Annotated in this window: 20 protein-coding genes; 7 read left to right on the top strand and 13 right to left on the bottom strand. The window is 54.9% G+C overall.

Annotated elements, in window-relative coordinates; translation table 11 throughout:
- Positions 1 to 7: 7 nt before the first annotated feature.
- From GOW16_RS12635 to GOW16_RS12595, 9 genes are all read right to left on the bottom strand, one after another.
- Positions 8 to 739 (bottom strand): amino acid ABC transporter ATP-binding protein, encoded by a 732-nt coding sequence (locus tag GOW16_RS12635; protein WP_170415485.1) that lies wholly within the window; start codon positions 737 to 739, stop codon positions 8 to 10.
- On the bottom strand, positions 736 to 1,596 hold the full coding sequence (locus tag GOW16_RS12630) for an amino acid ABC transporter permease (protein WP_170415482.1): 861 nt from the start codon (positions 1,594 to 1,596) through the stop codon (positions 736 to 738). The genes GOW16_RS12635 and GOW16_RS12630 overlap by 4 nt, the downstream gene beginning before the upstream one ends.
- On the bottom strand, positions 1,597 to 2,421 hold the full coding sequence (locus GOW16_RS12625) for an ABC transporter substrate-binding protein (protein WP_170415480.1): 825 nt from the start codon (positions 2,419 to 2,421) through the stop codon (positions 1,597 to 1,599). It lies immediately after the preceding gene.
- Between the two features lie 191 nt (positions 2,422 to 2,612).
- The gene (locus tag GOW16_RS23075) at positions 2,613 to 3,050 is read right to left on the bottom strand and encodes a GFA family protein (RefSeq protein ID WP_170415478.1); all 438 of its coding nucleotides are present in this window, start codon (positions 3,048 to 3,050) and stop codon (positions 2,613 to 2,615) included.
- Entirely contained in the window at positions 3,043 to 3,492 is a 450-nt protein-coding gene (locus GOW16_RS12615; RefSeq protein ID WP_170415476.1) for a MarR family winged helix-turn-helix transcriptional regulator, read from the bottom strand. Before GOW16_RS12615 ends, GOW16_RS23075 begins: the two co-directional genes overlap by 8 nt.
- 77 nt (positions 3,493 to 3,569) lie before the next feature.
- Positions 3,570 to 4,166, bottom strand: coding sequence for a LysE family translocator (locus GOW16_RS12610; RefSeq protein ID WP_170415474.1), 597 nt, complete (start codon positions 4,164 to 4,166; stop codon positions 3,570 to 3,572).
- Between the two features lie 5 nt (positions 4,167 to 4,171).
- On the bottom strand, positions 4,172 to 4,570 hold the full coding sequence (locus GOW16_RS12605) for a RidA family protein (protein WP_170415472.1): 399 nt from the start codon (positions 4,568 to 4,570) through the stop codon (positions 4,172 to 4,174).
- Between the two features lie 101 nt (positions 4,571 to 4,671).
- The gene (locus tag GOW16_RS12600; RefSeq protein WP_170415469.1) at positions 4,672 to 5,058 is read right to left on the bottom strand and encodes a nuclear transport factor 2 family protein; all 387 of its coding nucleotides are present in this window, start codon (positions 5,056 to 5,058) and stop codon (positions 4,672 to 4,674) included.
- Positions 5,055 to 5,894, bottom strand: a complete 840-nt coding sequence (locus GOW16_RS12595; RefSeq protein ID WP_170415467.1) for a PhzF family phenazine biosynthesis protein — start codon at positions 5,892 to 5,894, stop codon at positions 5,055 to 5,057. Before GOW16_RS12595 ends, GOW16_RS12600 begins: the two co-directional genes overlap by 4 nt.
- A gap of 122 nt (positions 5,895 to 6,016) precedes the next feature.
- Here GOW16_RS12595 and GOW16_RS12590 point away from each other — a divergent pair, with 122 nt between their 5' ends.
- Complete coding sequence (locus tag GOW16_RS12590) at positions 6,017 to 6,463, top strand: Lrp/AsnC family transcriptional regulator (RefSeq protein WP_170415465.1); 447 nt, start codon at positions 6,017 to 6,019, stop codon at positions 6,461 to 6,463.
- Positions 6,464 to 6,476: 13 nt separating this feature from the next.
- On the opposite strand, the gene GOW16_RS12585 is transcribed toward GOW16_RS12590, so the two are convergent.
- Positions 6,477 to 7,376 carry a LysR substrate-binding domain-containing protein gene (locus GOW16_RS12585; RefSeq protein WP_170415463.1) on the bottom strand — a complete coding sequence of 300 codons (900 nt, stop codon included), beginning with the start codon at positions 7,374 to 7,376 and terminating at the stop codon, positions 6,477 to 6,479.
- A 278-nt stretch (positions 7,377 to 7,654) separates the two neighbouring features.
- Here GOW16_RS12585 and GOW16_RS12580 point away from each other — a divergent pair, with 278 nt between their 5' ends.
- The 3 genes from GOW16_RS12580 to GOW16_RS12570 all read left to right on the top strand — a co-directional run bounded on the left by GOW16_RS12580 (position 7,655) and on the right by GOW16_RS12570 (position 10,216).
- Complete coding sequence (locus GOW16_RS12580; RefSeq protein ID WP_170415461.1) at positions 7,655 to 8,506, top strand: GNAT family N-acetyltransferase; 852 nt, start codon at positions 7,655 to 7,657, stop codon at positions 8,504 to 8,506.
- A 6-nt stretch (positions 8,507 to 8,512) separates the two neighbouring features.
- On the top strand, positions 8,513 to 9,094 hold the full coding sequence (locus GOW16_RS12575) for an NUDIX domain-containing protein (RefSeq protein WP_170415459.1): 582 nt from the start codon (positions 8,513 to 8,515) through the stop codon (positions 9,092 to 9,094).
- Between the two features lie 240 nt (positions 9,095 to 9,334).
- Positions 9,335 to 10,216: a DMT family transporter gene (locus GOW16_RS12570; protein WP_170415457.1), complete on the top strand. Its 882-nt coding sequence runs from the start codon at positions 9,335 to 9,337 to the stop codon at positions 10,214 to 10,216.
- A gap of 209 nt (positions 10,217 to 10,425) precedes the next feature.
- On the opposite strand, the gene GOW16_RS12565 is transcribed toward GOW16_RS12570, so the two are convergent.
- A complete protein-coding gene (locus GOW16_RS12565) occupies positions 10,426 to 10,950 on the bottom strand; it encodes a redoxin domain-containing protein (RefSeq protein WP_170415455.1) in 525 nt (174 codons plus the stop codon).
- A gap of 57 nt (positions 10,951 to 11,007) precedes the next feature.
- A complete protein-coding gene (locus tag GOW16_RS12560; protein ID WP_170415453.1) occupies positions 11,008 to 11,757 on the bottom strand; it encodes a hypothetical protein in 750 nt (249 codons plus the stop codon).
- Between the two features lie 86 nt (positions 11,758 to 11,843).
- Here GOW16_RS12560 and GOW16_RS12555 point away from each other — a divergent pair, with 86 nt between their 5' ends.
- Positions 11,844 to 12,386: a MarR family winged helix-turn-helix transcriptional regulator gene (locus tag GOW16_RS12555; RefSeq protein ID WP_170415451.1), complete on the top strand. Its 543-nt coding sequence runs from the start codon at positions 11,844 to 11,846 to the stop codon at positions 12,384 to 12,386.
- The gene (locus tag GOW16_RS12550; RefSeq protein ID WP_170415449.1) at positions 12,387 to 13,085 is read left to right on the top strand and encodes an MOSC domain-containing protein; all 699 of its coding nucleotides are present in this window, start codon (positions 12,387 to 12,389) and stop codon (positions 13,083 to 13,085) included.
- A 125-nt stretch (positions 13,086 to 13,210) separates the two neighbouring features.
- Here GOW16_RS12550 and GOW16_RS22980 read toward each other — a convergent pair whose 3' ends face one another.
- The gene (locus tag GOW16_RS22980) at positions 13,211 to 13,783 is read right to left on the bottom strand and encodes a LysR family transcriptional regulator (RefSeq protein ID WP_170415446.1); all 573 of its coding nucleotides are present in this window, start codon (positions 13,781 to 13,783) and stop codon (positions 13,211 to 13,213) included.
- Between the two features lie 128 nt (positions 13,784 to 13,911).
- Here GOW16_RS22980 and GOW16_RS12540 point away from each other — a divergent pair, with 128 nt between their 5' ends.
- A complete protein-coding gene (locus GOW16_RS12540; protein ID WP_368039894.1) occupies positions 13,912 to 14,346 on the top strand; it encodes a RidA family protein in 435 nt (144 codons plus the stop codon).
- The last annotated feature ends 3 nt before the right edge of the window (positions 14,347 to 14,349 follow it).

Below are 14,349 nucleotides of genomic sequence, written 5' to 3'. Positions count from 1 at the left end.
CGCGACGTCACAGTACGCGCGAAAGGAAGGCCTTGGTGCGCCGTTCACGTGGTTCCGAAAACAGCACCTCCGGAGGGCCTTGTTCAAGGATGCGGCCAGCATCAAGGAAACAAACTTTGTCCGCCAATTCACGTGCAAAGCCCATTTCGTGCGTCGCAAGTACCATGGTCATGCCCTGCTTTCTCAGGTCCCTAAGCACATCCAGCACTTCGCCCACCAACTCAGGGTCCAGCGCGCTTGTAATCTCGTCAAACAGCATGATCTGCGGCTCCATCGCCAGCGCACGGATGATTGCCACGCGTTGCTGCTGACCGCCCGATAGCTGGTCCGGATAGTGCTCCATACGGTCGCCCAGCCCAAAGCGTGTGAAAAGCTGGGTCACTCGCGGGCGGAGGTCTTCCCTGCTCAACCCCCGCACGCGACGCGGCGCAAGCATCACGTTTTCGGCCGCCGTCATGTGGGGAAACAGGTTATAGCTCTGGAACACAATGCCGATCTGCTGGCGCACGGGCTGAGGGTCCAGTCCCGGCTCTGAGATGTCCTTTCCATCCAGCCAAATCGTTCCGTCATCGATGGGCTCCAGCAGGTTCATGCAGCGCAGAAGCGTGGATTTGCCCGACCCTGAAGCCCCGATAAGACAAACCATCTCGCCTTCGGCCACATCCAGATCAATGCCTTTGCATACCTCGTGATCGTCGAACCGTTTCCGCACCCCACGCAAGGATAACTTCGCAGTCATGAGCGCGCCCTGTTCTGCTTGTTCATAAGGTAATCTGCATATCGCGTTGCTGGAATGGTCAGCGCCAGAAAGATAAGCGCGGCGCCCACATAGGGCGTGAAATTTGCATATAGTGACTTGTAGACGCCAGCCTGCCGGAAAATCTCAACCGGGCCGATAAAGGACAAAAGTGCTACGTCCTTCTGCAAGGCGATGAACAGGTTCATGTTAGCCGGAACGACGTTGCGTATAGCCTGCGGCAGAACCACAAAGCGCATTGTGTCCTGGTCGCTCAGCCCCAGTGAGGCCGCAGCGGATCGCTGCGACTGGTGAATCGAGTCTATGCCCGAGCGGATCACCTCGGCCACATAAGCCGAATAGACCAGAACCAGAGCCAGCGTGCCCCAGATATAGGGACTGTTCCAGGGTCTCGGCAGGCCCAACCCCGGAATGCCGAACCCGATAATGTAGATAACAAGTACCACCGGCAGGCCACGGAAAACGTCCGTATAGGCAATTCCGAACAATCGCAGTGGAAAGAGCGCAGGCGCGCGCGTATCCCGGCACAATGCGATGGCAAGGCCCGTGATCGCGATAAGCGGCGCAGACCAGGCAAAAATCATCACGTTCATAAGAAAGGCTTCAAGCAGTCCGGGAAATGTTTCGGCGAAGACCCTGCCGTTAAAAAATGAGCGCTGGACGGCTTCCCACCCGGGGGCGAGCGGGACAAGGACGACGATGGCCAGGATCACGCTGACCGTCGAGATCAGCGCGATGCGAATTGAGCGCCGCCGAACCCCGGCTTCGTAAACCTCGCGACGCGTTGGCGTCGTTGCAGAATGCTCAGCCGGGTCTTTTTGCAATGGCGTTTCTTCCATCTACTTGAAGACCGGTACACCTGTAGCCTCGGACAGCCATTCAGCTTCAATCGCGGCAAGCTCGCCGCTTTCGGTCAACTCTGTGATGGCGTCGTCAACGCATTCCTTCAGCGCGTTGCCTTCTTCCATCAAAAGGCCGAACTGATCGGGACTTTCGGATTGCCCCGGAGGGAATTGGCCAAGCAATGCACCGTTTTCGACCACCACAGCCGAAAGATAGAGTGCGGTGGGCAGATCATAAAGCGCTGCATCGATCTGGCCGGCCATGATGGCGGCGTTCACATCGGCATTGTCGTTGTAAAGCAACGGTTCATCCGAAGGCTGAATCACGTCATTCAGCATCGGGATCGCAGTTGTCGTGGCCACAGCCCCCCACTTCAAACCCTTGAGGCCCTCCAACGTCGCTTCGGCACCGGAATCGACAACATTCTGGGTGGTCAGAACCGCCATGGCGGAGGTGTAGTAAGGCAGGCTGAAATCAACCATTTCTTCCCTTTCGGGCGTGATCGAGTACTGCTGCATGTTGAAATCAAAGTTCTTCGCACCCGGCTGAATCGCCTCATCAAAACTTGTGCGCACCCAAGTAACATTGTCCTGCCCGAAGCCCATTTTCTCGGCGATGGCATAAGCAACAGCCGCTTCGAACCCTTCGCCGCTTTCAGGTGCATCGTTCATAACCCAGGGATAGTACGCCGGGTTGCCGGTCGCGATCGTCAGAGTGCCCTCTGTGAGGGTCTTCCCCTTGGCGCAGGCCCCATCGCCTGCGGCAAGCACTGAGGTTGTTGAGAAAATCAAGGCTAGAGCTGTGCCAGCAATCAGTTTCATCCAATCGTCTCCCTGTTTCTGTTTGCCCACAGGTTCTTATGCGTGGAGGAATTTGTCTAGGTGTTTGATGCCGTTGAACATTGGTCGCGTCTATTCGTCAAGTCATAGGGATGCGCCATGCGCCTAGTTCGTCATGGCAACGCAATGTGAATTCACTCCTCCACCAAAACGACAAAAAGGGCGCTAGATCCTTACTGAGCTGTCGGCAGCTCCGCAACGCAGGGCATCTTAGCGTGTTGCGGCAACTTCGGGTCGGGACGATGCCAGGATTGAGCAGAAGAAACCCACAAGCTACCCTGGCTTTTATAAATCGATGGATCCTTCAGCGTTCCGACTTTGATTGCTTTGTACTCTGGTGCTGCGCTGTTCCAGGATATGACGTGCACTCCACAATCCGGACAGAACTGCCGAAAGACATCGTTTCCGCTTTCGACTTTACGCCTGAATGTCGTTGGCGTTCCCTGCACAACGGTCACCGCTGATGCCGGAAACATTATTCCATGGGCTTCCGCACCGCCTGAGGTCTTCTGACAGTCACGGCAGTAGCAAGCGCCCGATATGATTGGAGCAGCATTTACGCTGTACTTAACGGCACCACAAAGGCACTCTCCCTCAAAGACTTCAATCATCCTTCGTCTCCTTTTCTGCAAATCCTTCAATCATCGCTTCTGCGACGCGCACAGTTGTCGCGATCTCTTCGGGTGATAAGCGTTCTGAAACGCGCGCGATGTTAACCGCCTCGCGTGCCAAAACAGCTCCGATCAATTCGGCCCCGATTGGTGACAGCGCCAAGAGCTTTGAACGACGATGAGCAGTATTCTGGCGGCGTTCGACCAACCCTTTTTCAATCAGCGCATTCGCGGTCTTTTGAACAAACTGCCGCGGTGCGATTAGTCGGTCAGCAATCCGCGGCACAGGAAGTGGTCCATGGTCATAGAGTTGCTCTAGCACGGCCCGTTCAGTAACGGTCAGTCCGGTGCCACCCAATTCACGTGCAACAGCGCTTTCCAAAACCTTGTAGAGCGGGCGCACAAGCCGAATGAAGTTATAGAGGTTTGTCGAGTCATCCATAATGTCATTAAAGATGTCATAATGACATCCATGATGTCAATCATGCTTTGTGACTTAGCCTAGTGGGAGTAACCTACTCAAACCCACAACTGCACGATTGAAGCCGTTAGCAGGAGAGCCATGGTACCGTTGAACAAATGCCAGTGCCATTCGGCGCTCAGCCAACGGGCAACGAGGCCGCCAGCCAGCGCCCAGATCGTCAGGGAAAGATAAGCGGAAAGAGCAAATACCAGGGCCAGGATGCCACCCAGCACCAAGGGGCCGCTGGCCAGCTTGGAAAACGACGAGGCAACGCCCAATGCCATGGCCCAGGCTTTCGGATTTATCATGAGCAGTATAATGCCACTCACAAGACCGATTGGCGTTTCCTCATCAGATTGTGTCGGCAAAGGGGGACCGGCCAAGCCAATCCTCGCGGCAAGCCATATCAGATAAATGGAACCGACTGCCTTTACGCTCAACTCCAGCACAGGTGCTGTTTGAAGTGTTGTAGCCAAACCGACCCCAGACACCGCCACTAACCCTGCAAGCGCAAGAGCCATGCCAATGATCAGTGGAACACTGCGTCCATATCCAAACCGCGCTCCGGATACCGTGGCGAGCGTGGTCGCACCACCTGGAGAGCCAGTGGCCACCAAGGCAAACACTACAAGCGCCCATATCTGATCAGGCATCGCGTTTACCGTGCGGCGGTTACTTCGATCTCAACAAGAAGGTCAGGTGCCGCCAAACCGGCCACAACTAACGTGGTGACTGCAGGGGCATGCCCCTGGCTCCAACGTGCTTGACGGGCATTGGACAGGGTCGGCAGAAACTTTGCATCGGTCACATAGTAGATGACACGCAAAATGTCAGCGGTGCCCAGCCCGGCATCGGCAAGTAGCGCTTCGACATTGCTCATCGCTTGATAACATTGTTGCTCGAACCCTTCACGGGTCTCGCCATCGGGTGAGACACCTATCTGCCCCGAAAGACAGACCAGTGTCTTCGGCGCCGAGATCTGAGTGCCATGTACATAAATACCCTGATACTGCTCCGGTACAGCGCGCAGTGTGTTTGGGGCCAATCGCGTAATCATTTTTTTGCTCCGTTTCCAAATCGCCGTGAAGGCCCCAGCCGGTTAGCTGGAGTTTGCCGTCAGAACCAACAAAACGTCATTGCCCAACATCAGTCCGTTTTTTAGCTGGGCTCGCTTTGGTCGACGATACTGAAGATCAACCCGCCCGCGACGCGAAATGCCGATCCACCACGAAACTCCAACTGCTGCCCGGCCTTCCATCCGTTGGGCAGGTCGACTGCCACCACGGCAGAGTAGTCGACCTCAATCAATGTGATATCTGCGACGGATATGACATTCACGACCTTTTGGTGGCGGCTTGCAAAAGCCTGAACGCCAAGACTTGCCAGTTCCGCAAATGCCTGTTTGCCAGAGGTCTCGGACGTGACTTCCCCACCGGAAACATCGCAAAATGTGACGTCATCCGAAAGGCAAGCCACCATGGCCGCCACATCCATTTGGTTGTAGGCATTGATGTAGTTTTGGATGATACCGGGCAGGTGTTTCATTTGATTTCCCTCGTCCCACCCGAGACCCGCACCGAAGCGCCTTTCGTGTTATCCAATGAGACTTTGATTAGGGACGGGCAACCCATGTCTTCGCCCTGGCGAATGGTGAAGCTGCCGCCATGGGGCCATTGGCTGTCGCGCAGGTAACCGGCGAAGGCTGCTGCGGCGGCGCCGGTCGCCGGATCCTCCAAAACACCGCCCGAAGCAAAAGCATTGCGCACCACGAAGGATTGGTTCTCCTCGATGTACACCAACATCACTGTGACCAGATCATGTTTGCGCATCACCACGCGGCCTTCGTCCAGATCATATGTCATCGCCGCGAGCCGCGCGCGGTCCTTAAGGGTAAGCACAATATGATTGGCACCACCATGAATGTACGCCGGCAGCAGTCGAGGATCGAGATCTTCAGTCGTCAGGTCAAAAAGCGCCAGGATGTCCCCAACCTCGCCTTCGGTCATTGTACGACTTTTCGTTGGCGGCGATGAAAGGGTAGCGAACATGCCGTCCGGCGTGGCCGCGGCGTCGACAGAAATTGTGGCGTCGTTCAGAACGAGGGTATAGGTACCTTCACCGTTCTGCTCACCCAGCGCTGCACCAAGGGCAATTGTGGCATGGCCGCAAAACGGCACCTCAGATTCCGGTGAGAAGTAACGCACCCTCCAATTTTTGCCCCCATCATCCTGCGCCACGGCAAAGGCGGTCTCCGAATACCCGACGTCGGACGCGACGCGTGCCATTTCATCTTCGCTGACCGCGTTCTCCAAAAGTACAACCCCTGCCGGATTGCCGCCCTCTGATCCTTGGCTGAACGCTGCGATTCGTTGAATGTTCACGGGAAACTCCTGTCTATCGTCGTCAGAATCCTAATGGGGGGCCGTACGGTTGTCCCAGCACTAACGATTGCAGTTTTCTAAAATTTCTTTTGCATCAATGCTCTTTTGGATAATCTTCCTTCATGTCGAAAGAACTGGATCAAACGGACCGCCAAATTGTAGAGATCCTCGAATCTGATGGCCGTACCCGCCTTTCCGATATCGGCAAGGCGGTCGGTCTCACTGGCCCGGCCGTCGGTGAACGCCTGCGCAGCCTGCAACATCACGGTTTCATTGCTGGGTTTGGCGCACAGGTAGACTTACGCCGCTTTGGCTATACAATTCAGGCTCTTGTCCGGATCAAACCACGAAGCGGGCAATTGCACATCGTTGAGAGAATGATCGAGGAACAACCCCGTTTTTCGTCCTGTGACCGTGTCACAGGTGACGATTGTTACGTCGCCCGTCTGCTGTTGAAAGATGTGGCAGAGTTGGACGACATTCTTCTGCCGTTCCACGACCGGGCGGAAACGAACACTTCGATCGTGAAGTCATTCGTCTTCGAACCCAGGTTACCGCCCTTGGACTAGGCAGTCAGCCCGATCAGGTGCGCCAGTCCCGCGTTTCTCTGTCCAACCATTTCCTAAATGTTTTGATCTTTTGCGAATGTCGATGGCTTTCGGGAAAGACCAGCCAGTATCCTGACCCATCCTCACACGTCAAATCAAACGGCTGTATCAACCGCCCGCTTTTCAACTCATCCTGAAAAAAAGCGGGCGTCAGCATAGCAACGCCCTGCCCTGCAATCGCGGCACTGGCTTCCAGCACCTGAGGACCAAAATGTTGCCGGACTTCGCCAGTCAGATCGGTGCCCTCTAGTCCAGCGGCCGCCACCCAACGATTCCACCATGGATCTGCGGGTGAGAGGATATGCAGCCGCAAAAGATCCTCAGGCTTGTGGACGCCCCCGATCGTTGCAGCCAGATCCGGGCTGAGCATCGGGGTAAATCGGGTTGGGATCAAAAGATGGCTTGCCAGTCCGCGCCAATTTCCCTGCCCGCCGCGAACGGCCACGTCAAAACCGCTGGCCAAGAAATCAACCAGGCTTTCGCTGACCTCGACTCGAACCGCGACGTTCGGGTTTTCCATTTGAAAACCACCCAATTTTTGCGCCAGGAAGTTGGTGGCGAATGTCGGGATAACACTAATGGCCAATGTCTGTTGCGAGATACCCTTAGCTTCAGCAAAGGCATCGCTCAGGATGTTGAGGGCATCGGTGGCTTTCTCAGCAAATGCATCCCCGATATCTGACAGAGACACGCCGCGCGCTTCACGTATGAAAAGCGGCGCACCCACACGTTCCTCGAGAATCTTGATCTGATAGCTGACCGCTGCCTGCGTCATCCCGAGTTTGTCCGCCGCAAGGGTGAAATTCTTGCACCGCGCGGCCTCTTCAAAGACTCGGATTGCGGCCAGCGGAGGAAGGGTGGCCCGATCAACCATAAATTTTCCTTATGCCTCGGAATCAATACCGATTTGTTTGTCTGATATTTTTCTGTGCTGATCAGGATAAACGATCAGCCCATCAAATGGGAGGGCGAAATGACTACACCGCTGCTACTGAAACAAATACTAACTTTGCTCAAAGTTAACTCCCTTGGTTCTCCAAGCCGGAGCCCCCAGCCAGAAGATATTCAACATTGGTCGAGTCATATGAAAAAAGACATCGGTATGGACTACGCTGATCCTCCGAAGCGCCCATTGTTCTACGGTGGCCAAAGTTGGTAACGTTGAACGCTAAAATCAAAACCGCCGAGCACGTCTCAGATGACGTCCTGCGTCGGGCGATGAACACGGCATTTTCGGATTACGCGGTACCGATGGAACTATCGGGTCGGGCATTTGCCCTTATGATGCAGCAGCGCAGGTTGAGCCGCGCGGCCTCACGCGTTGCCATCATCGGAGGGGATGTCGTGGCAATCTGGTTGATGTCTGTGCGCGGCCGCCGTGCCTATCTGATCTCAAGCGGAACATGTCCTGAGTTCAGGCGTCAGGGGCTGGCCCGTCAACTTGGCCAAGACTGTTTGGTCGGCTTAATAAATGAACACATCACCAACTTTCAAACCGAAGTTCTGACCAGTAACAAAAGAGCGTTCGATCTTTACGCTGCTTTGGGGACGGCAATCACGCGACAACTTGAGTGCTACGAACTGCCGTCCTTGCCCGGATCACCCAGACATGATGTGCGACAATCGCCTTGGGCAGAAGTCAAAGGCGAGGCGCACACGTTGGCAGAGGTGCTGCCATCCTGGCAAAACAGTTTCGGCGCGATTGCGGCGATTGCCAATGATGTAAAATGCTGGACCGTATCAGACGCCCGCGGTCTGGCGGGTTATGCCGTAGTAGCCCCCGAAACGCGAACTCTGGTTCAGATTGGGGTTCGCAAGGATCGCCGTTGCGAGGGGGTTGCCCAGTCTCTGATCAAAGCCTGCCATCCAGGCGACAAATTGCACCTGTTAAATGTCGACGCTCAGTCGGAGGAATTCCGCGCGTTTCTGCAAGCAATAGGTGCTGAACCTACCGTATCGCAGTTCGAATTGAGCATGCGCATTACAGACGCAATCGAAAGATGAAAACGGATGTTTCGGCTAATCTCAGGTGAGGTCTTATCGGATAACTGGGGGACTCTGACAAAATACGAATTCGAACTGCGCCTCCGAAACGGTGAGTGGCAACACCAGACGCGCGAAACCTACGACCGGGGCAATGGCGCAACCTGCCTGTTATTCAATCCCGAAACGACTTGTGTCCTGTTGACCCGTCAATTCAGGCTACCGGTGTTTCTGAATGGTGGGATAGAGGCCCTGATCGAGGCACCCGCCGGACTGCTGGAGGGCTCGGATGCCGATGGGCGGATGCGCGCTGAACTGCTCGAAGAGACAGGATTTCAAACGCCGACACTGACACATTTGTTCGACATCTACATGAGCCCTGGTTCCGTCACCGAGTATCTTTCCTTCTTTAAAGGTATCTATTCAACATCGGATCAAATCGCCAGCGGCGGTGGCAAGTACGATGAAGGAGAGGACATTGAAGTCTTACAGGTTCCCCTTTCTGACGCGATGAAGATGATTGAAAGCGGCGACATTCGTGACGCAAAGACGATCATCCTGCTCCAGCATCTGATGATAGAGATCCTCCAAAAAAATCTTGAGAGCTGACTACCTGTTCTAGCGACAACTGTGTGATTTAGCACCATGAGAAGCGGTATTGGCCGGCTCCGATCCAAGTCCAGATTGACCAATCGGGAGATGTTCTCGAAGCAACATTGGCGGGCCGCATTGCGGAATATCGTAGCGCCCGCACAGTCAAAACCTGTTCAAACTAGCAAAGCAAGGGATCAGTTTACCTTTCAGAAACCCCCTAAAGACACATCCGTTATCGCATGATAGCTCCGATACATGACAAAAACATCGACGCAAGATAAGCCATCCATTCCTTATGCCCTGCCTATGCTTGGTGTTCTCTTTGCGTCTGTTTGTTTCGGGCTCGTTCCCTACTTTAGTCGGGCCCTGACTGAGCAGGGCATCGCACCTTATGCAGTTGCATTCTATCGCTACATTGTTGCGGCAATCCTGCTCCTTCCTGTTCTAATCTCGCATCGAAAAGCATGGCGCGTGATTGTCTGGGGTTTATCTGCAGGCGCGGTGATGGGGCTCGGATGGATCGGATACGTTACAGCGCTAGAGACATTACCTGCGTCAACCGTGGGCGTACTCTATATGACTTATCCGGTGTTCACGCTTGTAATCAGTTGGGCAGTGTTTGCTGATGCGCCCACACAGCGCTCAGTGTTTGCGTCCTGTCTGATCGTGGTGGCGGCAATCATCGCAGGATCACCCGCATCTGCATCCAAAGAACACATACCAACATTGCTGATTGCTCTAGCGGCTCCGTTTGGGTTCGGATTTGGTATTTGCGTCCTGGTGCACCGGCTGTCTCGGATCGCGCCACTGGCGCGTATCGCCTCAGTTTCCCTTGGCTCCATTGTCGGTCTTGCACCACTTATGTTGAGTGCTGAAATGAACGAGATATTTCCGCAGGACCGGGCCAACTGGCTGTTGATTGTTGGAATTGGGGTAGTCACTGCGCTAGTCCCTCAGCTTATCTACACAGTTTGTTCACCATTGATTGGTGCCTCGCAAACTGCGATTGTCGGCAGCATAGAATTGCCCACCATGTTTGCAGTAGGATTTTTTGCTTTTGGCGAGGCAATCACCGCGCCCCAGGCCATTGCCTGCGCTTTTGTACTGTCCGCAATTGCGATCATACGAGGCAAGTAGACACACGACGGCTCGGCTTTGCTTTTAAAGTTCCAAGCTATCACAGAAGGCAGCGCTATATAGTCCTTTGCCGCACATCTGACGGATCTCAGGGCTGGTCAATCAGGTCAGCGTCGGGATGCTGTTGCGCGGCCTTTCAAAGTTTCCGCGGATGCATCGTGCGGCGACTTCGAAAATTCGTTTGCAAGCTACCGCATCGGGCCACAGATTCACACTGTGCAGCCATTGTCGTCGCACCTTCCAAGGCCGGCGGCCCGGTGTTCTGTGTGCATAGCAGCGGCCTTACTGCCAAGAAGACCGCCGATCTCAGCTCCTACCTGCAATTCCGCGACCTGACCGAAGTGGTGTGCGGCAATCCGGCCTGTCTGATCTAGCAGTACCAGGCTGGGTGTTCCGCGCAGGCCGTATGCGGCCATGGTTTCAGGCAGCGGTCCTGCCCCCTGTTTGTCGATCGCCACCGGAAAGGTAATGCGGTACTCGTGCAGAAAGGCCTTCAGCGATACCGGGAGCATGGCTTCGTGGTGCTCGAAAACAGTATGCAGCCCGATCACCACGACCTGATCGCTGGAAAAGTGCCGCTGCACGGCTTGCGCAAGGGGGATGCCGTGGACAACACAGCCAGGGCACAGCATCTGGAAGGCCTCGATCAGGACGACCTTTCCCTGGAAATCCGACAACTTGAGGTTCCCCTCAGCGTTGAACCATTCAGTTACCTGCAGTTCCGGCGCTTGCATATTGGTCTCTCCTATAATGTAGCCAGCCGCCTGTTTGGAGCGACCGGCTTTTGTCGTTCACTGAAGTTTGCCCGGCAGGCTCAGGTCACCTGAAGCAATGTCAAAAACATCCGTGACACACAGCAGCGGCGCGTGAATGCTGGCGTTCACACGCAGCGCAGAGGTGACGCCGTCATAAGCAACATCATCCAGCTCCACGTCGCTGGCAAACCCGGCATTCACCTTGATCTCTGGGCCGTCGAACAGTGGTGTGAACCCGGGGCTGTCCAGGTAAATCGGGAACCCCGGCCAGGTCGCAGGTAGCTTGGGCATTGTTCCCTCCGGGATGTCGCGCACCGCGAGAGCACCCGGTCCGCAATCCTCAGTCGGTGTAAGTACAACCCAATGGCTGTGCCATTCGATACCGTCGTTGGCCGGATCACCATCGCCGTTTTCATCAAATAGAGGAGTGTCGTCAAAATCCGGATGGCTGGTCGCGGCCATTGCCAGAATGCCGGTGCCACGCTCAAAACCCACTGCAGACGGATCAAGAGATGTAGGCCACACATAAGACCAGACATCAGACCCGCCCACCGATCCGGTTGCAGCCGGAACCGACGCCCCGGCGATACCGCTGGTGGTCATGTGGAAGGTAACAGTGTTGCCGTTACGGTGCGCATGCGCCGCAAGGATGTCGAAATCAGCCACCTTACCGGCATCTGCCGGAGAGATGACAGCCCCCTCCTGATGAAGGGCATGATCGCCGTCCCCAACAGCGGACGAAGCGCCAAGAACAATTGCGGTGAGCGATATCCAGGGAAGTTTCATTTCTCATCTCCTGTCTTTTACTAGCGACTCGCTATCACTTGGAAGAATATATTGCAACTTTAATTTCGACTCGCTACTTTTGACATATGAAAAACGACCACGGCATCCGCATCCTCATCAACCGCCTTGCCCGGATAGATTCCGCTTCCGGCTGGACCGGCGACCTGAACCCGACCCAAAGGGCAGCGCTGGAGTATCTGTCTGAGGCAAATCAGTTTTCCCGCTCGCCGTCACATGTTGCCGAGTACCTGGGAACAACGCGTGGAACGATGTCCCAGACGCTGAAGGCGCTGGTGCGAAAGGGCTACGCCATAGAACACCGGAAAAAATCCGATCAGCGGTCAATTTCCTATGAGCTGACCGAGGCAGGCGTATCCGCTGTGACAGGGTCCAATCCGATTGCAGATGCCATTGGCAACCTGCCCGTTGGCGTTCGGGCGGCGCTCGAGAGCGGCTTAGTTCAGAGTTTGAGGCTGGCTCTGGCAGCAAACGGCGGCCAGTCGTTCGGGAAGTGTAAGACCTGCGCCTACCATGACGCCAGTAATGAAAACGGCTTTTGTACCCTGCTAGGACTCGGCCTGGAAGCAGGTGAAAAAGACAAAATCTGTATCGAACACAAAGAGGCCTGAATGACCCTTCCTGAACTATCAGCAGAAATCAGCGGTATTTTCCTGGGCAACGTTCAGGACCGCTGGCAGGGGAAACCGCCTTCTGCCATTCAGAAAGACCGGGTGTCCGGCCGCCAGGCCATTACGTTGACCGGTTTTTCAAAGGATGCTCAGGCGGACCTGACCGTTCATGGCGGCAAGGAAAAGGCCATTCACCACTATGCTCTCGATCACTACGCAGACTGGCAGAGCGAGGGGCACATGGCCACAGGAACGAAACCCTCTGCGTTTGGCGAAAACATCGCAACTACAGGTTTGACCGAAGAAAATCTCTGCATCGGCGATATCCTGAGGCTGGGCACAGCAACCGTTCAAATCAGCCAAGGTCGCCAGCCCTGCTGGAAGTTGGGAATGCACACCGGAAATGAAAGGATGCCATACTTATTTCAGAAAACGGGCCGCACCGGATGGTACTACCGCGTGCTGGAGCCTGGCGAGGCTGAAGCAGGCGACCGGATAACACTTATTGAAAGACGCAATACAAACTGGAGTGTCCTGCGTGTAACCCGTGCCCGACTAACACGCAGGGTTTCCCGCGAAGATGCCAAAGCCCTGTCACAACTGGCTGATCTCGCCCTCGGCTGGCGGCAAGCATTTGCACGCATGACGGACGGTGAAATAAAGGAAGACACACGGGAAAGGCTTTTTGGTCAGGAATGATGCCGGCGCATTTCGGTCAATTTGCTAAGCCCAAAAATGCTGCATTTGCAGCCTGCATTGCAAACTTTTGCAACTATGTAGTTTCCAAACATTGACTAGCCCAATTGCAATGAACTCAGGTCCTATTACTTCAAAGCTTCAACGATAGCGCGCGATTGACGGCATTCAGCCAAACCTGGCCGAGTGACAAAAAAGATTGGCGCTTTCTTAGCATTTGGAAAGACAGCTTGTTCGACGAGACCGGCGTGTCTGGTTCGCTCGGCCAAGAGCAAAGCATCAAGTTCATTGTTCCAGATCAGCTCGACATTGTCAGTTGCCCGTGTCTCGCGAACATAAGGCTCCAGCTCATTCGAATGACGGGGCCACCGTTTAGGAAGCCGGTCAATGATGCGCGGGTCGAGACCGATACTAAGCTTGCGACCGTTGAGAGCAGGCGCAACCGCTTCGGTCGCGTCTGTGAGAATATCGAAAGCACGCGAGATATCTGGGAGGTAGGTCGCGCCCTCTTGTGTCAACAATAACCCTTGGGGAAGACGCCGGAAGAGCGAGATGCCGAGAGACATCTCCAAGCGCTTGACCTGCTGGCTAACAGCACCGGCCGTTACGCCAAGCTCAGCTGCTGCCGCTTTGAAACTCAGATGCCTTGCAGCTGCCTCAAATGCTTTAAGGCCGTTAAGGGACGGAAATCGATAGGTCATGGTGTCTCCTCAGGCGCGTATTAGCACGGACGATCTGCGCGGAAGGCCGAGATATTCTAAGTCTCGCGCTCAATTTCTATCGTTTGAGTAACACGGGGATATTCGTTCAACTCTTCTTAATCGACAAGATGAGGACATCCATGATGATAAGATACAATCCCCCGACGGGGTGGCCACAGCTTGGCCGTCCCTTCCACCACGGCGTGATCGAACCGAAGGGCCACGTGCTTCACATGACCGGACAGGTGGCGTGGGACAAAAACGCCAACATCATTGGCAAGGGCAATTGTGAAGCTCAGGCGCAGCAATGCTTCGACAATGTTGAAAACATTCTCAAAGCTGTCGGCGGGCGAATGGAGGATATCGTCTCACTGACCGTTTTCTATCTCAATCAAGCAGACATGCCGGCGATCCAGAAGGTCAGAGCCGAGCGTCTGCAGTTAGAGAGTGGACCGGTTAGCATTCTCATCCAGGCCGCGGGTCTAATAACACCAGACCTTCTGGTGGAAATCGCACCAATTGCCGTAATCCCCGACGATCGTTTTCACGAACCGAAGTACTGAGGT

Origin of the sequence: Ruegeria atlantica (assembly GCF_013033965.1) — a bacterium.
In the GTDB taxonomy this organism is placed as follows: domain Bacteria; phylum Pseudomonadota; class Alphaproteobacteria; order Rhodobacterales; family Rhodobacteraceae; genus Ruegeria; species Ruegeria atlantica_D.
This window is presented reverse-complemented; position numbering and strand designations above follow the sequence as displayed.